This window comes from Actinomadura sp. ATCC 39365 (assembly GCF_054392275.1).
Map to the genome: position 1 here is coordinate 13,421 of NZ_CP184335.1, position 20,268 is coordinate 33,688.

Sequence of the window (20,268 nt, forward strand, 5' to 3'; positions counted from 1 at the left end):
GATGTGAGGGTTGTGGTCATGACCGTCGAGGAGATCGTCGGCGCCTTCCACGGCGCGATGCTGCACAAGTCGGCCGACGAACTGGCCGACCTGTACGCGGAGGACGGGAGGCACGAGTTCCCGTTCGGCGGGCTGCCGCCGTACGAGGGGCGGGAGGCGGTGCGGACGGGGTACCGGGCGGCCTGGGGTGTCTCCCCCGCCGTGCCGCAGGAGGTGGAGCGGGTCGCGTTGCACCGTACGGACGATCCCGAGGTGGTGGTCGTCGAGCAGAACGCGCACGTCAAGGTGGGCGAGCGGGCGATCACCGTCCCGGGGCTGCTGATGTTGCGGATCAGGGGCGGCCGGATCGTCCACTGCAAGGACTTCATGGACGCGAGCGCCATCGCCAAGGTCCGGGAGGCGGCCCACGAAGCCGGGATCACTTCCGGGTGAGATCGAAGACGGTGATGCCGCCGACGGTCGTGGCGGTGAAGGTGTCCTGTACCCAGGCCGCGATCCGGGCCGCCTCGCCGCTGCCGCCGGTGCCGGGGCTGCCGAAGCCGCCCATGCCGGTGCCGATGAAGTAGTGGATCCGCCTTTGGGCGACGTACTGCTTGAACCGGTCGAGGGTGGGGGCGGGGTCGGTGCCGTTGAAGCCGCCGACGGCCATCACGGGCAGGCCGGTGGCGAGCTGGTAACCGGCGGCGTTGTTCGAGCCGACGGTCGCCGCGGTCCAGGTGTAGCCGTCCTGCCTGAGCAGGGCGGTCAGCTCGGCCGGCGGCGTCCCCGCGTCCAGCAGGCCGCCGGCCCGCTCCGAGCGCCGGAAGCCACCGGGCCTCCCTCCGCCGCCACCGCGCCACCCGGGGCCGGCGCCCGGCGAGCCGGCGCCGGGCCCGCCGGGAACCGTGCCGGGCAGCCCGGGGCCGGTGCCCGCCTGGTCGCGGAAGGCACCGCCGGTGGTCGGGCCAGGTCGCCCTCCGAAGGCAGTGGCGGGGCCGGCCGTCGGGATCGCGCCGGTGTGCGGGGTCGCGGCGGTGTCCACCGCGTACGACGCCGGCCCCGCCAGGCACGCCACCACGGCCACCAACCCCACCACGGCCCGGCGTGCGAACAACAACACCAGCGCCGCGCCCAGCCCCACAACCACCACGACCGGCCCCAGCCACGCGTTCCACCCCTCGGTACGGGACAGCAGCACGTACGCCCACACCACCGTCCCCGCCGCCACCATGGCGAGCAGCCGGTGCGCCCCGCGCTCCCAGGCCACGGCCGTCCCCATCCCGACCAGCACCGCGACGGCCGGTGCCAGGGCGACGGTGTAGTACGCGTGGAAGATCCCCTGCATCAGGCTGAACACCAGCCCGGTCACGACCAGCCAGCTCCCCCACACCCACACCGCGGCCCGCACCGGATCGGTCCTGGGCGCCCGCCGGGTGAGCCAGGTGACCGCGACCAGCAGCGCCAGCGCCGCGGGCAGCAGCCACGAGATCTGCCCGCCCGCCTCGGTGTCGAACAGCCGCAGCCAGCCGGCCTGCTGGTCCAGGTTCCCGAGGCCGCCGTAGTCGTCGCCGTTCAGCCGTCCGATGCCGTTGTAGCCGAGCGCCAGCTCCAGCACGCTGTCGGTCTGCGAGCCGCCGATGTAGGGCCGCTCGGACGCCGGCACCAGCGCCACGGCCACCAGCCACCACCCGGCCGCCACCGCCATCGCCGCCCCGGCCGCCAGGAGCTGCCACACCCGCCGCCGAAGGGCACCCGGCGCGGTGACGAGAAAGACCAGCGCGAACCCCGGGGCCACGAGGAACGCCTGCAACATCTTGACCAGAAACGCGAACCCGATCACCGCCCCCGCTCCCACGAGCCACCGCGTCGAGCCGTGTTCCCTGGCCCGCGTCACGCAGTACCCGGCGACGGTCAGCGACAACACCAGCAGGGCGTCGGGGTTGTTGAACCGGAACATCAGCACGGCCACGGGCGTGACCGCCATCGCGGCCCCGGCCAGCAGCGCCGCCCGGACGGGGAACAGCCGCCGCACGGTCGCGTACACCATGGCCACCGCGCCGACGCCCATGAGCGCACTGGGGCACGAGGAGGGCCCAGGAGTTCAGGCCGAAGATCCGTACGCTCAGCTCCATCGGCCAGAGCGAGGCGGGGGTCTTGTCGACGGTGATCGCGTTCGCGGCGTCGGACGACCCGAAGAAGAACGCCTTCCAGCTCTGGCTCCCGGCCTGCACGGCCGCCGAGTAGTAGGAGTTGGCCCACCCCGACGCCCCGAGCCCCCACACGTAGAGGGCTCCGGCGCCGAGGAGCAGCACGGCCGACGCCATCCGGGATCTCGCTTCGCTCAGCACACCTGCACGCTAGGCAGGCCCGTTGGCCGGGCGATGAGACGCGGATGAGAATCGCGTGAGCCGTCCCGTTACATGCGAAAAGAGGCGGCCACACCCGGCACCAGGGTGTGTCCGCCTCTTCCGAAGAGCTGTGTGAAGTGGGAAGTTACTTCACGGTCACGGTGGCGCCGGCGCCCTCGAGGGCAGCCTTGGCCTTCTCCGCCTGCTCCTTGTTGACCTTGCCGTCGAAGACCGGCTTGGGAGCGCCGTCCACCAGGTCCTTGGCCTCCTTGAGGCCCAGGGACGTGAGGGCGCGGATCTCCTTGATGACCTGGATCTTCTTGTCGCCGGCGGCCTCGAGGATGACGTCGAACTCGTCCTGCTCCTCAACGGCGGCGGCCTCGCCACCGCCACCGGCGGCGGGGGCGGCGGCAACCGCGACGGGGGCGGCGGCCTTGACGTCGAAGACCTCTTCGAAGTTCTTCACGAACTCGGACAGCTCGAGGAGGGTCATCTCCTTGAACGCGTCGAGCAGCTCGTCGTTGCTGAGCTTCGCCATGATGCTTTTCCTTACGTTTAGGACTTGCAGAAAACTAGGAACGGGACCGCGGAAGTTGCGGCAACCCCCGTGTTACTCGCCCGCTTCTTCGCGCTTGGCACGAAGGGCGTCGGCCAGCTGAGCCATCTGCGTGGGCAGCGCGGCGAAAACCGCGGCGGCAGCGCTCTGCTTCGCCTTGAGGGCACCGGCGAGCTTAGCGAGGAGGACCTCGCGGGACTCGAGGTCGGCGAGCTTGGTGATCTCGGTGGCGTCGAGCGTCTTACCGTCGAGCACACCACCCTTGATCACCAGAAGGGGATTGGCCTTGGCGAAGTCACGCAGACCCTTGGCCGCCTCGACAACGTCGCCGTTGACGAAGGCGATCGCGGTCGGGCCCGTGAGCAGGTCGTCGGGGAACGACAGACCGGCTTCGTTGGCCGCGATCTTGGTCAGGGTGTTCTTCGCCACGGCGAACTTCGCATTCTCACCAAGAGCAACGCGCAGCTGCTTGAGCTGAGCGACGGTGAGACCGCGGTACTCGGTCAGAACGGCGGCGCTGCTGCCTTCGAACTCGCTCTTGAGCTCGGCAACGGCTGTCGCCTTATCCGCCCTCGCCATGGGCCTCCTTCCAGGTGTGCCGCCGGCGAAGGGCCCTGGAAATGAGAACAGCCCCGGGCGCAGGGGCGCACGGGGCTCACATATGGAACTACACCATATGGGAAACTCGCATCACACCTGCGCGGGCCGTCCACAGAACGTGGATCCTTCGGTCGCCAGGACTGATGCACCTGACGACGACCGGCGGTCTTCGGCAACGACCAGAGTACGTGCTGGTCGCCGAGTTTCCAAATCGGTTCTCAGTTGACGGTCGTCTTCGGCAGCTCACCGACCTGGTCCGCGGGCGGGGCCTCGACCTTCACGGGCTCGTTGAAGCCCTTGAAGAGCAGCGTGGCGTCCAGCGTCGCGCCCTCCTTGGAGCCGTTCAGGGTGAGCTTGCGGGGCAGACCGTCGCCGGCCACCCAGATGTCGAACTTGACGTCCTTGAGCTCGGCGAGGTTCGTCCTGGCCTGCTGCTGCTTGTCGGCGGGCAGCTGGCCGACGGCGGCGTCCACGGGGAACGTGCCGCTGTAGTGGGTGGTGTCCGCGCCGTTGACGCTCTCGGTGCCGACCTGCTTCACGTCCTTGGAGACGGTGACCAGCTTGGTCACGTTGGCGAGGTCGAACTGCTGGATCTGGCTGAGGTACTGGTTGACCTGGTTCTGGTCGCCCACTTCGTTGAGCGCGACCTTGATCCACGGCTTGGTCGCGCCGACGAGCTGCTTGAGCGCCTCGACCTTCACGTAGACGGTGTCACCCTGGAGGACGGCGCGCACGCCGCCCGGCAGGTTCCGGCCGCCCATGTCGACGGTGTCGAGGGTCAGGTCGACGGCGAGCTGGGGCTTGCTCTGGTAGAGCATGCGTCCCTGCACCTTGCCGTTGCCTTCTTGGGGGTGCGTGACGTTCGCGACGGCGTCCACCGTGTAGCTGGTGACCTCTGCGGTCTTCTGCGCGGCCTGCGCGAGCACCTCTGAGGCGGCCAGGTTGACCTGGATGGGCTGCACGTTCGTACCGCACCCGGCGACCGTGGCCGCGATGAGAGCAGCTCCGGCCGCGGCGGTGGCGAGACTTATCCTGCGCTTCAGCATGTTTTGACCCTACGGTTGGCTTGTCCCGTCGTGGCGACTTCCCCGCATAATTCGGGGAAAACCCAGGGTTCTCCCCGACAAGCTGTGCACGATTTCTGCACAACCCCGCTCACCTGGAGAGATCATCCACGCCGGAAATCCCGGACGAAACGGTTCCGACCCGGTGCTCGAAGGCACCCGGACGAACCGAAAGGCCCCCGCCTGAGACAGGCGGGGGCCTTTCGAAGAACGTGCAGCCGTTACGCGTCGAGCTCGGCGGTCAGGCCACGGGTGAGGTTGGGGTCGACGGGGACGCCGGGGCCCATGGTGGTGGAGAAGGTGACCTTCTTCAGGTAACGCCCCTTGGCCGCCGACGGCTTGAGACGCAGCACCTCGTCAAGGGCGGCGGCGTAGTTCTCGATGAGCTGACGCTCGGGGAACGACGTCTTGCCGATGATGAAGTGCAGGTTCGCCTGCCGGTCGGTGCGGAACTCGATCTTGCCGCCCTTGATCTCCGTCACGGCCTTGGCGACGTCGGGCGTCACGGTGCCGGTCTTGGGGTTGGGCATGAGACCGCGCGGGCCGAGCACGCGGCCCAGACGGCCGACCTTGCCCATGAGGTCGGGGGTGGCGACCACGGCGTCGAACTCGTTGAGCCGGTTGCCCTTGGCGATCTCGTCGATCAGCTCGTCGGCGCCGACGATGTCGGCGCCCGCCTCGCGGGCTGCCTCGGCACGGTCACCGGTCGCGAAGACCAGGACCCGGGCGGTCTTACCGGTGCCGTGCGGGAGGTTGACCGTGCCGCGCACGATCTGGTCGGCCTTGCGAGGGTCGACACCCAGCCGCAGCGCCACTTCCACGGTGGCGTCGAACTTGGTGGTCGACGTCTCCTTGGCCAGCTTCGCGGCGTCGGCGGGCGTGTAGAGCTTGTCGCGGTCGACCTTGGCCGCCGCGTCCTTGTGCGCCTTGCTGCGCTTCATGTCTGTCTCCTTGTGGTACGCGGGCCGGGACCCGGCCCTCCCACGGATCTGGGAAAGGTCTTAGTCGGCGATCGTGATGCCCATCGACCGGGCGGTGCCGGCGATGATCTTCTCAGCAGCCTCGACGTCGTTGGCGTTGAGGTCGGGCATCTTGGTCTCGGCGATGCTGCGCAGCTGCTCGCGCGTCAGCCTGCCGACCTTCTCCTTGTGGGGGACGGCGCTGCCCTTGTCGAGACCCAGGGCCTTCTTGATCAGCTCAGGCGCCGGGGGCGTCTTCGTGATGAAGGTGAAGCTGCGGTCTTCGAAAATGGTGATCTCAACGGGGATGATGTTGCCCCGCTGGGCCTCCGTCGCAGCGTTGTACTGCTTGACGAAGTCCATGATGTTGACGCCGTGGGGACCGAGGGCGGTACCGACCGGCGGAGCGGGCGTGGCCTGGCCAGCGGGGAGCTGGACCTTGACGAGCGCCGCGATCTTCTTCTTCGGAGGCATGAGTCCTTCTCCGGGTCCTGATCGTGATGCTGTCCGGACGCGGATGCGCCCGGACATGTCGGAAGGCCACCCTTCGCGAAAGGCGGCCGACCGAACGTCTAAGTGTAGGTGATCGTCTTAGATCTTCGAGACCTGGTTGAACGAGAGCTCGACCGGGGTCTCACGACCGAAGATCGAGACGAGCACCTTGAGCTTCTGCGACTCGGGGCTGATCTCGCTGACCGAGGCGGGCAGGGTGGCGAAGGGACCGTCCATGACCGTGACGGACTCGCCGATCTCGAACTCGACCGTGGGGCCGCTGGCCGCCTTGGTGGTGGCCTTCTTGCTCTCCTCGGTCGGCTCGGGCGCCAGCAGCTTGGCGACCTCGTCGAGGCTGAGCGGGGACGGCTTGTTGGACAGGCCGACGAAACCGGTCACGCCGGGCGTGTTGCGCACGGCGGCCCAGGACTCGTCGGTCAGCTCCATGCGCACCAGGACGTAGCCGGGCAGCACGCGCTCCTTGACCGGGACCTTCTTGCCGCTCTTGAACTCCTGGACGGTGTGCGTGGGCACCTCGACCTGGTAGATGTAGTCCTCCATGTTGAGCGACACGTTGCGGCTCTCGATGTTGGACTTCACGCGGTTCTCGTAGCCGGCGTAGGAGTGGATCACGTACCACTCGCCGGGGAGCCCGCGCAGGGAGCTCTTGAACTCCTCGACCGGGTCGACGTCGGGCAGGATCTCGGCCTCCGCGTCGGCGGGGGCCTCCTCCGACTCCTCGACCTCGTCGGTCTCGTCGGCCTCCTGGAGAGCCGCCTCGACGCCTTCGTCGCGAGCCTCACCCAGCTCGTCGCCCCATTCGTCGGTGGCCTCTCCCAGCTCGTCGTCGCCCCGCTCGTCGCGGGGTTCCTCGGCCGGAACAGAAGACTCGGACACGTGACCTTTCCTCATTTCCTCGAATCGAATGGTGTCGCCGTCAGCCGACACCACACGGTGTCGAGCTAGGCGGGATCACTCCCCGCCGAAGACGCGGAGGACGGCCCAGCCCAGAGCGGCGTCGAGCCCATAAACGATCGCCACCATGATCAGAACGAATACCAGAACGACCGTGGTGTAGGTGATGAGATCCTTGCGTGTCGGCCAGATAACCTTGCGGAGCTCGTTGACGACCTGCCGGTAGAAAAGGGCAGGTGAAGTGCGTGTCTTCTTTTCGCCACTGGGCTTGCCTGCGGTCTCGCCGCGCGTGTCGATCGCCACAGTCCTCACCTGAATCTGTCGTATCCAACGCAGTTTTGCGGCGCGCTTACACGCCATTATTGCGCGGACCGCACTCGCAGGGCACGAGGGACTCGAACCCCCAACCGCCGGTTTTGGAGACCGGTGCGCTACCAATTGCGCCAGTGCCCTATGTCGTCAACCACACTACCCTGATCGACTCACTGCCTGGACCGAACCGCTCGCCGACATGCGGCGGAAGGACCAGGCGAAAGCATACGGGGGATTGCCCGGTACGTCGAACCCAAACCTGATCGCCCAGGTCACGCCCGCGTGGGAGCATGGGAGGCATGTCCACGCGACCCCGTATCTCCGCAAGAATCTCCGCGATTTCCGAGTCCGCCACGCTCGCGGTGGACGCCAAGGCCAAGGCGATGAAGGCGGCCGGCCGCCCGGTCATCGGCTTCGGCGCCGGCGAGCCCGACTTCCCGACGCCCGGCTACATCGTCGAGGCGGCGGTCGAGGCGGCCCGCGACCCGCGCAACCACAAGTACACGCCGGCGGGCGGCCTTCCCGAGCTGAAGCAGGCCATCGCCGACAAGACGCGGCGCGACTCCGGCTACTCCGTCGAGCCGTCCCAGGTGCTCGTCACCAACGGCGGCAAGCAGGCCGTCTACGAGGCGTTCGCCACGCTGCTCGACCCGGGCGACGAGGTCGTCGTCGTCGCCCCCTACTGGACGACCTACCCCGAGGCGATCAAGCTGGCCGGGGGCGTGCAGGTCGACGTGGTGACCGACGAGTCCACGGGCTACCTGGCGAGCGTCGAGCAGCTCGAGGCGGCCCGTACCGAGCGCACGAAGGTGCTGCTGTTCGTCTCGCCGTCCAACCCGACGGGCGCGGTCTACTCGCGTGAGGAGACCGTGGCGATCGGCCGGTGGGCGGCCGAGCACGGGCTGTGGGTGGTCACCGACGAGATCTACGAGCACCTGGTCTACGGCGGCGCCGAGTTCACCAGCATCGCCACGGCCGTGCCCGAGCTGGGCGACCGGGTCGTGATCCTCAACGGCGTGGCCAAGACGTACGCGATGACCGGCTGGCGGGTGGGCTGGCTGATCGGCCCGTCCGACGTGGTCAAGGCCGCCTCCAACCTGCAGTCGCACGCCACCTCCAACGTGGCCAACGTGTCCCAGCGGGCCGCGCTGGCCGCGGTGTCCGGCGACCTGTCGGCCGTGGCCGAGATGCGGTCGGCCTTCGACCGGCGGCGCCAGACCATGGTGCGGATGCTCAACGAGATCCCGGGCGTGTTCTGCCCCGAGCCGAAGGGGGCGTTCTACGCGTACCCGTCGGTCAAGGAGCTGCTGGGCAAGGAGCTGCGCGGCCGGCGGCCCGGGTCGTCGGCGGAGCTGGCCGAGCTGATCCTGGAGGAGGCCGAGGTGGCGGTCGTGCCGGGCGAGGCGTTCGGCACCCCCGGCTACTTCCGGCTGTCCTACGCCCTCGGTGACGACGATCTGGTCGAGGGCGTCAGCCGGATGGCCAAGCTGCTGTCCGAGGCTCACTGAGCGGTTCACGGGGCGCCCTGCCGGCCTTCCTGGGTCCGGCGGGGCGCCTTCGCCGGTTCAGGAGGCGGCGTGCCTGACGGCGGCGGCGGTCTGGCGTAGCTGGGCGGTCATGCCGGGCGTGGCGGCGAGGTAGACGGCCGTGCCGGGGCTCTCCAGCCACATGAAGTTGCGCAGGCCGTCGCGGCTCGTCCAGCGCAGCGCGGGCTTGCCGCGGTAGGCGGTCAGGGTCGACCGGGCCACCAGCGTGGCGAACTGCTCGGCCGTCCGCACGCCGCACACCACGCCCACCCGCAGTTGCTCGTCCTCGTCGTCGCGCCACATCACGCCCCTGACCGTGAGCCGCCTGGCGAGCGCGGCCAGGCGGCCGAAGGTGCCGGCGCGGGCCAGCGGCGGGGGCGCGCCGGGGATCTCCAGCCTGGTCGATCCGCAGGCCAGCGTGACGGGTTCCACGGTCGCCGGCTCGCTCGCCGACGGCGGCGGCGGTGTGGTGGTGGGCGGTCGCGGCGTGTCGCCGCCGCACCCGCCCGTGCCTGCGGCCAGCGCGAACGTGATGAACACCGCTGCCGGGCGCCGCATCGTCCCCCCATGACTCGTGGGATCAACCAGGGAAAAGGCTCCTAGTCTCCTACAGGAGCACGGGCCGAGGCGGCAATAGGCAGCAGTTCGCCGCCGAGGGAGTCGCTCACCCGGATCCAGGCGCCCGTGCCGGGGCGTTCCAGCCAGGCGATCACCCTGCCGCCGCCCGGATGCGCGCCGACGACCGCGGGCCGGCCCCGGATCGTGGTCTCGCGGGGATCCAGCACGCCGGCGTGCGCGCGGTAGGTGTCCCAGTCGGCGGCCACGGTGCCGTGCTCGACCTGGGCCTCCACGTAGCGCTTCGTGGTGCCGTACCTGGCCCGGGCGCCGTCGGGGGCGACCGGGCCGCCGCCGCTGCGGCGCAGGCCGCGTGGCAGGTAGGTGAGCCAGAGGTCGTCGGAGACGACCGCGAGCGGGGGCTCGGGCCGCGCCGCCGCCGCGCCGGGCCGGGGCGGCGCCTTCAGGGGCGGCGCGGGCACGTACGCCGAACCCGCCGAAGGCGGGTGCGGACGGCCGAAACCCGAGTGGAACAGGGCGTAGATGGCGAGAGCGGTCACCGCGAACGCCAGTCCGGCGAGCAGCGCGCGCCGGCCCTGCCCCGCGACGCCCGCACCCTCAGGGATCATGGACGGTTGATCCCCCGATCCGGGCGATCTCTACCGTGCCGATGCCGGTCCCGCAGCCTTCGGCGACATGCGAATCCGCACCTGGGGCCAGTGGCAAAATATGGAAATGCACCGGCCCCTGCACACGCTGCCCAAAGCCCATCTCCACCTGCACTTCACCGGCTCCATGCGGCACTCGACGCTGATCGAGCTGGCCAGGGAGCAGGGGCTGCACCTGCCCGACGCGCTGGAGCAGGACTGGCCGCCGCGGCTGCGGGCCACCGACGAGCGCGGCTGGTTCAGGTTCCAGCGGCTGTACGACATCGCCAGGTCCGTGCTGAGCCGTCCCGAGCACGTCTACCGGCTGCTGCGCGAGACGGCCGAGGACGAGGCGGCGGCCGGTTCCCGGTGGCTGGAGATCCAGGTGGACCCGTCGGGGTTCGCCGCGCGGTTCGGCGGGCTCACGGCCACGCTGGAGCTGATGCTCGACGCGGCGCGGCAGGCCGCCGAGCACGCCGGGGTGCACATGCCGGTGATCGTGGCGGCCAACAGGACCAGGCATCCGCTCGACGCGAACACCCTGGCCAGGCTCGCCACCCAGTACGCCGACCAGGGTGTGGTGGGCTTCGGCCTGTCCAACGACGAACGGCGCGGCGCGGCGCGCGACTTCGAGCGGGCCTTCCGCATCGCCAAGCGCGGCGGCCTGCTGGCCGTGCCCCACGGCGGCGAGCTGCTCGGGCCGCGCAGCGTGAGCCAGTGCATCGACGACCTGGGCGCCGACCGGGTCGGGCACGGCGTGCGGGCGGCCGAGGACCCGTGGCTGATGCAGCGGCTGGCCGACCGGCAGATCTGCTGCGAGGTGTGCCCGACGTCCAACGTGGGGCTGGGCGTGGCCGAGCGGGCGGCGGACGTGCCGCTGCGGCGGCTGTTCGACGCCGGGGTGCCGATCGCGCTGGGCGCCGACGACCCGTTGTTGTTCGGCACCCGGCTGCTGCGCCAGTACGAGCTGGCCAGGGAGGTCTACGAGTTCTCCGACGCCGAGATCGCCGAGCTGGCCCGGCAGTCGATCCGGTCCTCGACCGCGCCGGAGCCGGTGCGCAAGGAGCTGCTCAAGGGCGTGGACGACTGGCTGACCGGCTCAGCGGAGTGACTCGGCGATCCGCACCGCCCGTTCCTTGGCGCCGGCGCCCTCCAGGCGGTAGGTGAGCGTGTCCCGCTGCCAGACGAGGGTGGGGGCGGCCTGGCGCAGGGGGATCTCGGTGCCGTCCTGGCGGCGGATGTAGCCGAGCGGGTGCGCGCCGGGGATCCACCAGGCCGTGGTCCCGGCCATCTCGACGTAGTCGGGCCAGGGCGGGCCGAGCTTCTTGAAGAAGAACGGGTCCACGCCGCCCTGGAACTGGTCGAGCCGGACGCCGTCCGGCCAGAACATCGACACGAGCCGGCCCTGGTCGGCGATGGTGGCGCGGTCAGGGGGCCGAGCTCGGACGGTGTTCTGACCTGGAACCTCACCAGGCCGGGCAGGTCGTCCGGGTCCACCGGATGCTCGCCGGGGAGGTTCGCGGTGGTCCGTACCGGGGCGGGCGGTGTGTCGCCGAGCTGCAGTTCGACGCCTGCGAAGCGGAGGATCCGGGCCACGGCGGCGCGGCCCTGTGGCGTGGCGGCCGTCACGGCGACGACGGCCAGCACGACGGCCGCCACGATCCGCCACCGCGCCCGCCGCGCCCGCCGCCGCCCATGCTTCTGAGGCTGGGGCTCCAGGCGGGCGCGCACGGCGGCGGCGACGTCGTCCGGCGGCGGGGACGGAGTGTCGAGGAGGGGGCCGAGGGCGGTCAGCTCGGCTTCCAAGTCGTCGAAGGGGTCATGCGAGTTCACCGCCCACCTCCTCCCTCAGCCGGGCCAGCCCCCGATGGGTGCTGGACTTGACGGTACCGACCGGCCAGCCGAGCACCTGGGCCGTCTCCGCCTCCGACAGTTGCAGGAAGTACCGGCACACGACCGCCTGGCGTTCCCGCTCGGGCAGGCCGCGTACGGCCGCCAGCAGCCGGGCCCGCCGGTCGGTGGCGACGGCCGCGCCAGCCGGGTCGTCAGGGGCGACGGGGCCGGCGGGGTCGGCGGCGGTGAGCCGTACGGCGAGGTCGGAGCGGCGCCCGCGGGCCCGGGTCAGGTTGTGCGTCTCGTTGGCCACGATCCGCAACAACCAGGGACGGAAGGGCGCGTCCCGCCGGAACCCGGACAGATGTCGGAAAGCTTTGACGAACGCCTCCTGCACGACGTCCTCGGCCTCGTCGCCAGCTCCGAGCATGGCGGCGGTGCGATGGGCGAGCGCGCTGTACCTGGCGACCAGGACCTCGTAGGCCCCCAGGTCACCGTCCAGCGAGCGGGTGATCGCCTCGTCGTCGTCCATGGCGTGTCAGATTCCATCGCATCCGCCCGCGCCCGGGGAAGGGTGTTTCACGCATCAGGTCATCCTCAGGGGCATTAGACTCGTGCAATCCGTCTGCCCCTCAAAGGAACGGGACTATGTCTTCTGGGTATGACCGTGTAGTGCAACCGGCGGCCGGTGACGAGGCCCTGGAGAACCACCTGGGTGGGGACGAGGCCAAGAACTATCGGCAGTACGAGTTCGACATGGTCGCCCCGCACGTCGGCCGTTCGATGCTGGAGATCGGCTCCGGGCTGGGCCACTTCGCCGAGCAGTTCCTGCCGCGGCTCGACCGCCTGGTCGTCAGCGACTTCGACCCCTACTGCGTCGAGCAGCTGGAGAAGCGCTTCGAGGGCCGCGACGACATCGACGTCCTGCAGTTCGGCCTGCCGACCGAGATCCCGTTGAAGGACAAGGTCGACACCGTCGTCATGATGAACGTGCTGGAGCACATCGAGGACGACGCCGAGGCGCTGCGCTCGCTGGCCCGCGTCACGCTGCCCGGCGGCCGGATCATCATCTGGGTGCCCGGCTACATGCAGCTCTACGGGGACTTCGACCGCAAGGTCGGCCACGTCCAGCGCTACACGCCCAAGACCCTGCGCGCCACGGTGGCCAAGGCGGGGCTCGACGTCGACGTGCTCAAGCCGATCAACTTCCTGGGCGGCATCGCCTGGTGGGCGGCGGTCCGGCGGGGCGGCGTGGGCTACCCCGACCCGCGTCTGGTCAAGATCTACGACCGCACGGTGGTCCCGGCCACGCGGCTGATCGAGCGGTTCATCACTCCGCCGTTCGGCCAGACGGTGTTCTGCGTGGCCCGCGTCCCGCAGAAGTGAGCCCCCGGAAGTGAGCCCGGCCGCCACCCGGTGGGTTGGTGGCGGCCGGACGTTTTCTACTTGATCGAGCCGGCGGTCAGTCCGCCGACGACCTTCCGCTCGATCAGCGCGAACAGGATGATCACCGGGATGGTGGCGATCACCGAGCCCGCGAAGAGGTTCTGCCAGTCCACCTGGTACTGGCCGATGAACGAGTTGAGCGCGACCGTGAGCGGCTGGTTGGCCGGGGTCGTGGTCAGGGTCAGGGCGACCACGAACTCGTTCCACGCCGCGATGAACGTGAAGATCAGCGCGGTGATCACGCCCGGCATGGCCAGCGGCAGCGTGATCCGGAACAGCGCGCCGAAGCGGCCGTTGCCGTCGATGAAGGCGGCCTCCTCCAGCTCACGCGGGATCGAGGCGAAGTAGGCGTTCAGGATCCACACCGCGAACGCCAGGTTGAACCCGCCGTTGACCAGGATCAGCGACCAGATCGAGTCCACCAGGCCGAACTGGTAGAACTCGCGGTAGATGCCGACGAGCATGGCCGTGGGCTGGAACATCTGGGTGATCAGCACCAGGATCAGGAACGCCGTGCGCCCCCGGAACTTGTGCCGGGCCGAGTAGTACGCGGCCGGCAGCGCCACGAGCAGCACCAGGATCGTCGAGCCGCCGGCGACCTTGAGCGTCACCCACAGGTTCCCGGCCAGGCCGCTGGTCCAGAAGTTGGCGAGGTTCGACCACACCCACTCGTCGGGCCAGAACGTCACCTCGCGCAGCGAGTCCTGCGACCGCAGCGAGGTCAGCAGCATGACGAGGTACGGGAACAGGAAGACGAACGCGACGATGTAGGCCGCGGCCGCCACGATCACGGTCTTGAGCCGGGGCATGCGGCGCTGCGCCCGCCCGCGGTGGCCGGGGTGGTGGCGCGTACCGGTCTTGGACATGGTCTGCACGGCCATCACGCCACCTCCTTGTTCCAGCGCGACACCTTCAGGAAGAGCGCGGTCAGCACGATGACCATGCCGAAGTTCACGACGGACATCGCGGCCGACTCACCGATGTTCGAGTTCTTGAGGATGAACATGAGGATGGTCGAGGTGGCCGTCGAGTAGCCCGGCTGGCCGTGGGTCATCGCCCAGATGATCGGGAAGCTGTTGAAGACGTTCATGACGTTGATCAGCGCGGCGACGGTGAGCGCGGGGCGCAGCAGCGGCAGCGTGATCGACCAGTACGTCCGGAACTTGGTGGCGCCGTCCATCTTGGCCGCCTCGTAGACGTCGGCGGGGATGGTCGCGAGCCCGGCCAGCAACGCGTACGTCGTGAACGGCACCGAGACGAAGACCGCCACGAACACCAGCCACGGCATCGCGCTGGAGGCGTCACCGAGTTGGTCGGCGGAGGCGCCGCCCATCGCGTCGATGAGCCCCAGCTTCACCCTGATCTGGTTGATCACGCCGACCTCGGGGTCGAGCATCCACTTGAAGATGATCGCCGTCATCAGCACCGAGGCCGCCCAGGGCGCGATGAGCGCCCAGCGGGCGATCTTGCGGCCGGGGAAGCGCTGGTTGAACAGCTGGGCGAGGGCGAGCGAGATCAGCACGGTGAGCGCGACGACCGCGACCACCCAGATCACGCTGCGGATCATGATGTCGGCGAAGTCCTTCTCGCCGAACAGCTTCGTGTAGTTGGCCGGGAAGTTGTTTCCCTGGACCACTCCGAACCGGCTGATCTTGAGGAACGACGACCGGATCATCTCGATCACGGGCCAGAGCACGACCAGCGCGATCAGCACCACGGCCGGCCCGATCCAGGCCAGGGGTTCGAGGGCGCGCAACCTTCTCATGAGGAACCTTCCATGACGGTGGAGCCGGCGCGGGGACGCGACCCGCGCGCCGGCTCCACAGACCCCCGCTGGATCAGCTGGCTTCGGCGGTCTTCTGCAGCTCGCCGAGGACCTTGGCCGGGTCGTCCTTGACGGCGCCGCCGATGGTCTGCTTGATCGCCGGGTTCACCTCGGCCCACTTCGGGTCCTGGAACGGGTAGAAGCTGGCGTTGGGCAGCGCGTCGAGGAACGGCTTGAGCTTCTCGTCACCCGACAGCTTCTGGATGCCGCCGTTGGTGACGGGCAGCAGCTTGTAGGTGTCGGAGATCTTCTGCGCCGCGTTGCCGGTGTAGAAGAAGTCGAAGAACTTCTTGATCTCGGCGGCGTGGCCGTTCTTGTTGAACGCCATGATCCAGTCCATGACGCCGAGGGTGGTGTCGAGCGGGCCGGACTTGCCGGGGATCGCCGCGACGCCGTAGTTCTTCAGGCCGGCCGCGTCGAAGATCGGGATGGACATGGGTCCGCCGTTGACCATGCCGACCTTGCCCGCGCCGAAGTCCTCCCAGACCGTCTTGCGGTCCTTGGTGCCCGGGTTCGGGCTGGTGAGGCCGGCGTCGACCAGGCCCTTCATGTAGGTGAAGGTCTCGACGTTCTGCGGGGAGTTGATGGCCCACTTGCCGGAGGCGTCCTTGTAGCCGCCGCCGTTGCCCAGCATCCACAGGAACGACTCGCCCTGGGCCTCCTCCTGGCCCAGCGGGAGGCCGAACGGCTGGCTCACGCCGGCCTTCTTCAGCTTCTCGGCGGCGGCCTTGAGCTCGTCCCAGGTCTTGGGCGGCTCGGCGATGCCGGCCTTGGTGAACAGGTCCTTGTTGTAGAACAGCGCGCGGGCGGAGGAGACGAACGGGATGCCGTAGCCGGTGCCGTCCACCTTGCCGAAGTCGGCGAACTTCTGCAGCATGTCGCCGGAGACGTTCGGGGACAGGACCTCGTCGACCTTGTAGAGCAGGCCGTCCTTGACGAAGCCGGAGTAGTCGCCGGTCTGCAGGATGTCGGGCACCTGGCCGTTCTGGACCATGGTGGCGACCTGCTTGTCGATGTCGTTCCAGTTGATGACCTGGACGTCGACCTTGATATTGGGGTTGGCCGCCTGGAACTCGTCCACGACGCCCTTCCAGAACGTCTCGCCCGAGTTCGGCTTGCCGGGGCCGTCGCCGTAGTCGGCGGCGACCATCTTGAGGGTGACCTGGCCGCCGCCCGAGGCCTGGGTGTTGTTCCCGTCGCCACCCGAACCGCCGTCGGAGCCGCAGCTGGACAGGACCAGCATCGTGGCAAGGCCGAGAGCGGCGCCGCCCACAAGCTTCATGTTCACTGGTGATACCGCCTTCTCGTCGGACGGGTCGCTGGTCCGTACCAGCCACCTGACCCCGTCCAAAGGGATGAGGGGTGCGAGAGCCACAGCTCAACGCGTTTGCGCCAGAGTAAGCCCGTGTTCAGCAGCCGGTCTATACCGGCTGGTATCGGTTTGAAAACACTAAGGGCAGAAAAAGCTCACAACCGGTCTAGACCGGGCGTCACAGGATCTTTCTCCGCACGTTCTCGCCGCCGTCCGGCGTCCCGATCCACGGCCCCTCGATGGACGGGTCGAGGATGCCCTCCTCCAGGAACTCGTAGCGGCCGTCGAGCACGTACCGGGCCAGGCGCACGTCCTGCTCGTCGCTGTTGTCCCAGAGCTCGTCGAACAGCGTGCGGACGCGGCGCCGGGCCTGGTGGCAGAAGGTGTCGGCCAGCTCGTACGGCCGGCGTCCGAGGTCGTCGGCGTCCTCCTCGGCCTTCAGGCAGACGGCCGTCATGGCGAACAGCTCGGCCCCGATGTCGACGATCCGCCCGAGGAAGGACTGCTTGTGCTCCAGCCTCCCCTGCCACCGGGACATGCCGTAGAAGGTGGACCGGGCCAGCTTCCTACTGGTCCGCTCCACGAAGCGCAGGTGCTGGGCCAGCGGGCCGAAGGCGGTGTAACCCGTGGGCAGGCTGCCCGAGCCGGCCACCAGGGTCGGCAGCCACCCGGCGTAGAAGCGGCTCGCCCGGCCGAGCGCGCGGGCGCGTTCCTGGGGGGACGCCTCGGGGTTGATCAGCTCGCCGGCCGCGGTCAGGTGCGCGTCCACGGCCTCGCGGGTGATCATTAGGTGCATGATCTCGGAGGAGCCCTCGAAGATGCGGTTGATGCGGGCGTCGCGCAGCATCTGCTCGGCGGGCACGCCACGCTCGCCGCGGGCGGCCAGCGACTCGGCGGTCTCGTAACCGCGGCCGCCCCTGATCTGGACCAGTTCGTCCAGCGCCCGGTACGACAGCTCGGTGGCGTACAGCTTGGCGAGGGCGGCCTCGATCCTGATGTCGTTGCTCCGGTCGTCGGCCAGGCGGGCGGTGAGCTCGCTGACGGCCTCCAGCGCGTACGCGGTGGCCGCGATGAAGGCGATCTTGGTCGCCACGGCCTCGTGCCGGCCCACCTTGCGACCCCACTGCTCGCGGGCGTTGCCCCACTCGCGGGCGATCTTCACGGCCCACTTGACGCTGCCCGCGCAGGTCGCCGGGAGGGACAGGCGGCCGGTGTTCAGTGTGGTGAGCGCGATCCGCAGCCCTTGGCCCTCCTTCCCGATCAGGTTCCTGGCGGGCACCCTGACCTGGGAGAACTCGGTGACGCCGTTCTCGATGCCGCGCAGGCCCATGAAGCTGTTGCGGCGCCTGACCGTGATGCCCGGACTGTTCCCCTCGACCACGAACGCGCTGATCTTCTCGCCGGTCCTGGCCATGACCACGAGCAGGTCGGCGACGACGCCGTTCGTCGTCCAGAGCTTGACGCCGTTCAGCACGTAGTCGTCGCCGTCGCGCACGGCGGTCGTGGACAGCCGGGCGGGGTCGGAGCCCACGTCCGGCTCGGTGAGCAGGAAGGCCGAGATCTCGCCGGCCGCGCACCGGGGCAGGAACTCCCGCTTCTGCTCCTCGGTGCCGAACTGCTTGAGCGGCTGCGGCACGCCGATCGACTGGTGCGCCGACAGCAGCGTGGCCAGGGCGGGGCAGTAGGAGCCGACCAGCGTGAGGGCCCGGCAGTAGTACAGGTAGGGCAGGCCGAGGCCGCCGTACTCCGTGCCGATCGTGATGCCGAACGCCCCGAGGTCGGCCAGGCCCTTGACCACCTCGTCGGGCACCTGCGCGGTGCGCTCGATGAGGGCCGGGTCGACGTGGGTCTCCAGGTAGCGCCGTACCGCCCGGACGAACTCCTCGCCCCGCTCGGCGGCCTCGGCCGGCGGCCTGGGCGCCGGATGCACCAGGTCCAGCCGGAGATCGCCGAGGAACAGCTGCTTGGCGAAGCTGGGCCGCGTCCATTCGCGCTCCCTGGCCTGCTCGCCGACCTGCCTGCTCTCCGCGTACGTGGTCTGCTCACTCATGGCACCCTCCCGACGGTGCGCCGTCATGTGCTGGGAGTACTGCCCGCCTGACGGCTTTAAGCACGCCCAGCGCGACGACGGCCAGCACGGCCGGCACCGCCAGGAAGGCCCCGCAGCAGGCCAGCGCGACCGCCGACATCCCGGTCGCCACGACGGCGGTGATTCGCAGCCGCCCGGCGGGCAGCACCCGCACCGCCGCCGCCACGCCCGCCGCCGTGACGGCCGCCAGGCACGCCGAGGTGGCCCGCATCAGCAGGTCCAGGTCCACCGCCCACACCACGACCGGCACCGTCAGCACGGCCAGCGCCCCGAGGCTCCGGTACGGCCCGCGTCCCCCGGCGAGCCAGGCGGGCATGGCCCCGTCCCTGGCCAGCGCCACCCCCAGCCGCGCCGCCCCCGCCAGGTACGTGTTGACCGCCCCGAACGTCAGCAGCACCGCCAGCACCCCGGTCACCGGCCGGGCCACTCCCCCGAGCCCGGCCTCCAGCAGCGCGCTCAGCGGCACTCCCGTCATGTCCGCGCCGAGCACGCCGATCGAGGTGATGCTGACGCCCAGGTACAACACGCCGACCACGACGAGGGTGACCACGGTGGCCCTGGTCAGCCCGCGCCTCCCGGCGACGAACTCGGCCGACAGGTGGCTGGCCGCCTCCCAGCCCACGAAGGCGAACATGAGCACCCCGGCCGCCCCGGCCACCCCGGCGAGCCCGTACGGGGCGAAGGGGGTGAAGCGGTCGAGGTCGGCCCGCGGGGCGGCGGTGACGACGGCGACCGCCAGCAGGGCGACGAGCAGCGCGACGGAGGCGAGCTGCAACCGCCCGGAGGTACGCAGCCCGGCGGCGTTGGCGGCGAACGCCGCGGCCAGGATCAGCACGCCGGCCAGGGTGCCGTCCACGCCCAGGCACGCCTCGACGTACCGGCCGCCCACCAGCGCGCCCGCCACGGTCCCGACCGGCACGGCCCCGTAGAACCACCAGCCGACCACGGCGGCGGCCCGCGGCCCGAAGGCCAGCCCCGCGAAGCTCGCCACCCCGCCCCCGTCGGGATGCCGGACGCCGAGCGCCGCGAACGTCAGCGCCACCGGCACGCTCAGCGCGAGCAGCCCCGCCCAGGCCAGCACGGAGGCCGGCCCCGCCGCCGCGGCGGCGAGCTGCGGCAGCACCAGCATCCCCGGCCCCAGCACCGCGCCCACCAGCAACGCCGCGCCCTGCCCCGCACCCATCCGGCCTTGTTCAGTCATGCACGCGAAAGTAGCCCGATCGTTCGGACCTACCCCCGCTCCACCGAACGTTCGATCGGAGAAAGGTGCAGAATCGCGTCATGGACGAACTTGATTCGGCGATCATCCGCCTGCTCCAAACGGATGCGCGGCAGTCCAACCGGGAGCTGGCCCGCCGGCTCGGCATCGCCCCCTCGACCTGCCTGGAACGGGTCAGGGCGCTCACCCGGCGCGGCGTGATCCGCGGCTACCACGCCGACATCGACCCCGCCGCGCTCAACCGGAGCACGCAGGCGATGGTCTCGGTCCAGGTCCGCCCGCTGAGCCGGGCCGTGATCAACGCGTTCAAGCAGTCGGCCGCCGAGCTGCCCGAGGTGCTGAGCGTGTTCGTGCTGGCCGGCGGCGACGACTTCCTGCTGCACGTCGCCGTCCAGGACCTCGACCACCTCCACTCCTTCCTGCTCGACCGGCTCAGCAAGCGCAAGGAGATCGTCGGCTTCCGCACCTCGGTGATCTTCCAGCAGGTGCACGACGCGGTGCCCGAACGGCTGCCGTCCCCCACGGAGACCTGACTTTCGTCGGGGGTGCCACTAGACCGTCGGCAGATTCGGCGGTGGGGGCGTTCTCCGT

The 20,268-nt window shown here is 69.9% G+C and carries 22 protein-coding genes and 1 tRNA gene; 5 read left to right on the forward strand and 18 right to left on the reverse strand.

Going from position 1 to position 20,268, the window contains the following annotated elements:
- Positions 1–18: 18 nt before the first annotated feature.
- Complete coding sequence (locus tag ACNF49_RS00070; RefSeq protein WP_482942425.1) at positions 19–432, forward strand: nuclear transport factor 2 family protein; 414 nt, start codon at positions 19–21, stop codon at positions 430–432.
- Here the strand turns inward: ACNF49_RS00070 and ACNF49_RS00075 are convergent.
- The 9 genes from ACNF49_RS00075 to ACNF49_RS00115 all read right to left on the reverse strand — a co-directional run bounded on the left by ACNF49_RS00075 (position 419) and on the right by ACNF49_RS00115 (position 7,366).
- Complete coding sequence (locus ACNF49_RS00075) at positions 419–2,047, reverse strand: mannosyltransferase YkcB-related protein (protein ID WP_482942426.1); 1,629 nt, start codon at positions 2,045–2,047, stop codon at positions 419–421. The genes ACNF49_RS00070 and ACNF49_RS00075 overlap by 14 nt on opposite strands.
- Before the next feature lie 425 nt (positions 2,048–2,472).
- Entirely contained in the window at positions 2,473–2,865 is a 393-nt protein-coding gene (rplL, locus tag ACNF49_RS00080; protein WP_357967396.1) for a 50S ribosomal protein L7/L12, read from the reverse strand.
- 72 nt (positions 2,866–2,937) lie between these two features.
- The gene (rplJ, locus tag ACNF49_RS00085) at positions 2,938–3,462 is read right to left on the reverse strand and encodes a 50S ribosomal protein L10 (RefSeq protein ID WP_125642941.1); all 525 of its coding nucleotides are present in this window, start codon (positions 3,460–3,462) and stop codon (positions 2,938–2,940) included.
- Positions 3,463–3,701: 239 nt separating this feature from the next.
- Positions 3,702–4,529 carry an SCO4651 family lipoprotein gene (locus ACNF49_RS00090; RefSeq protein WP_357967394.1) on the reverse strand — a complete coding sequence of 276 codons (828 nt, stop codon included), beginning with the start codon at positions 4,527–4,529 and terminating at the stop codon, positions 3,702–3,704.
- A 239-nt stretch (positions 4,530–4,768) separates the two neighbouring features.
- Complete coding sequence (rplA, locus tag ACNF49_RS00095) at positions 4,769–5,488, reverse strand: 50S ribosomal protein L1 (RefSeq protein ID WP_352325431.1); 720 nt, start codon at positions 5,486–5,488, stop codon at positions 4,769–4,771.
- Between the two features lie 60 nt (positions 5,489–5,548).
- Positions 5,549–5,980, reverse strand: a complete 432-nt coding sequence (rplK, locus tag ACNF49_RS00100) for a 50S ribosomal protein L11 (RefSeq protein ID WP_357967458.1) — start codon at positions 5,978–5,980, stop codon at positions 5,549–5,551.
- A gap of 117 nt (positions 5,981–6,097) precedes the next feature.
- Complete coding sequence (nusG, locus tag ACNF49_RS00105) at positions 6,098–6,910, reverse strand: transcription termination/antitermination protein NusG (protein ID WP_482942427.1); 813 nt, start codon at positions 6,908–6,910, stop codon at positions 6,098–6,100.
- A 60-nt stretch (positions 6,911–6,970) separates the two neighbouring features.
- Positions 6,971–7,216 carry a preprotein translocase subunit SecE gene (gene secE / locus ACNF49_RS00110; protein WP_125642950.1) on the reverse strand — a complete coding sequence of 82 codons (246 nt, stop codon included), beginning with the start codon at positions 7,214–7,216 and terminating at the stop codon, positions 6,971–6,973.
- Between the two features lie 77 nt (positions 7,217–7,293).
- Positions 7,294–7,366, reverse strand: a tRNA-Trp gene (locus tag ACNF49_RS00115).
- Between the two features lie 158 nt (positions 7,367–7,524).
- Here ACNF49_RS00115 and ACNF49_RS00120 point away from each other — a divergent pair.
- Positions 7,525–8,733, forward strand: a complete 1,209-nt coding sequence (locus ACNF49_RS00120) for a pyridoxal phosphate-dependent aminotransferase (RefSeq protein WP_357967389.1) — start codon at positions 7,525–7,527, stop codon at positions 8,731–8,733.
- A 57-nt stretch (positions 8,734–8,790) separates the two neighbouring features.
- Here ACNF49_RS00120 and ACNF49_RS00125 read toward each other — a convergent pair whose 3' ends face one another.
- A complete protein-coding gene (locus tag ACNF49_RS00125) occupies positions 8,791–9,309 on the reverse strand; it encodes a hypothetical protein (RefSeq protein WP_482942428.1) in 519 nt (172 codons plus the stop codon).
- 41 nt (positions 9,310–9,350) lie between these two features.
- Positions 9,351–9,935: a hypothetical protein gene (locus tag ACNF49_RS00130; RefSeq protein WP_357967384.1), complete on the reverse strand. Its 585-nt coding sequence runs from the start codon at positions 9,933–9,935 to the stop codon at positions 9,351–9,353.
- 106 nt (positions 9,936–10,041) lie between these two features.
- Here ACNF49_RS00130 and ACNF49_RS00135 point away from each other — a divergent pair, with 106 nt between their 5' ends.
- A complete protein-coding gene (locus ACNF49_RS00135) occupies positions 10,042–11,064 on the forward strand; it encodes an adenosine deaminase (RefSeq protein WP_357967382.1) in 1,023 nt (340 codons plus the stop codon).
- Here ACNF49_RS00135 and ACNF49_RS00140 read toward each other — a convergent pair.
- Positions 11,053–11,349, reverse strand: a complete 297-nt coding sequence (locus ACNF49_RS00140) for a hypothetical protein (protein ID WP_482942429.1) — start codon at positions 11,347–11,349, stop codon at positions 11,053–11,055. The genes ACNF49_RS00135 and ACNF49_RS00140 overlap by 12 nt on opposite strands.
- 423 nt (positions 11,350–11,772) lie before the next feature.
- Entirely contained in the window at positions 11,773–12,318 is a 546-nt protein-coding gene (locus ACNF49_RS00145) for an RNA polymerase sigma factor (RefSeq protein WP_357967376.1), read from the reverse strand.
- Positions 12,319–12,458: 140 nt separating this feature from the next.
- On the opposite strand from ACNF49_RS00145, the gene ACNF49_RS00150 reads away from it, so the two are divergent.
- On the forward strand, positions 12,459–13,172 hold the full coding sequence (locus ACNF49_RS00150) for a class I SAM-dependent methyltransferase (protein ID WP_482942430.1): 714 nt from the start codon (positions 12,459–12,461) through the stop codon (positions 13,170–13,172).
- A 56-nt stretch (positions 13,173–13,228) separates the two neighbouring features.
- On the opposite strand, the gene ACNF49_RS00155 is transcribed toward ACNF49_RS00150, so the two are convergent.
- The 5 genes from ACNF49_RS00155 to ACNF49_RS00175 all read right to left on the reverse strand — a co-directional run bounded on the left by ACNF49_RS00155 (position 13,229) and on the right by ACNF49_RS00175 (position 19,659).
- Complete coding sequence (locus tag ACNF49_RS00155) at positions 13,229–14,113, reverse strand: carbohydrate ABC transporter permease (protein WP_357967370.1); 885 nt, start codon at positions 14,111–14,113, stop codon at positions 13,229–13,231.
- The gene (locus ACNF49_RS00160) at positions 14,113–14,997 is read right to left on the reverse strand and encodes a carbohydrate ABC transporter permease (protein ID WP_357967367.1); all 885 of its coding nucleotides are present in this window, start codon (positions 14,995–14,997) and stop codon (positions 14,113–14,115) included. The genes ACNF49_RS00155 and ACNF49_RS00160 overlap by 1 nt, the downstream gene beginning before the upstream one ends.
- A 73-nt stretch (positions 14,998–15,070) precedes the next feature.
- Positions 15,071–16,339, reverse strand: a complete 1,269-nt coding sequence (locus ACNF49_RS00165; RefSeq protein ID WP_357967364.1) for an extracellular solute-binding protein — start codon at positions 16,337–16,339, stop codon at positions 15,071–15,073.
- A gap of 208 nt (positions 16,340–16,547) precedes the next feature.
- Positions 16,548–18,419 (reverse strand): acyl-CoA dehydrogenase family protein, encoded by a 1,872-nt coding sequence (locus ACNF49_RS00170; RefSeq protein ID WP_357967363.1) that lies wholly within the window; start codon positions 18,417–18,419, stop codon positions 16,548–16,550.
- Positions 18,412–19,659 (reverse strand): APC family permease, encoded by a 1,248-nt coding sequence (locus ACNF49_RS00175; RefSeq protein ID WP_482942431.1) that lies wholly within the window; start codon positions 19,657–19,659, stop codon positions 18,412–18,414. Before ACNF49_RS00175 ends, ACNF49_RS00170 begins: the two co-directional genes overlap by 8 nt.
- An 80-nt stretch (positions 19,660–19,739) precedes the next feature.
- On the opposite strand from ACNF49_RS00175, the gene ACNF49_RS00180 reads away from it, so the two are divergent.
- Positions 19,740–20,210 carry an Lrp/AsnC family transcriptional regulator gene (locus ACNF49_RS00180; protein WP_357967358.1) on the forward strand — a complete coding sequence of 157 codons (471 nt, stop codon included), beginning with the start codon at positions 19,740–19,742 and terminating at the stop codon, positions 20,208–20,210.
- Positions 20,211–20,268 lie beyond the last annotated feature (58 nt).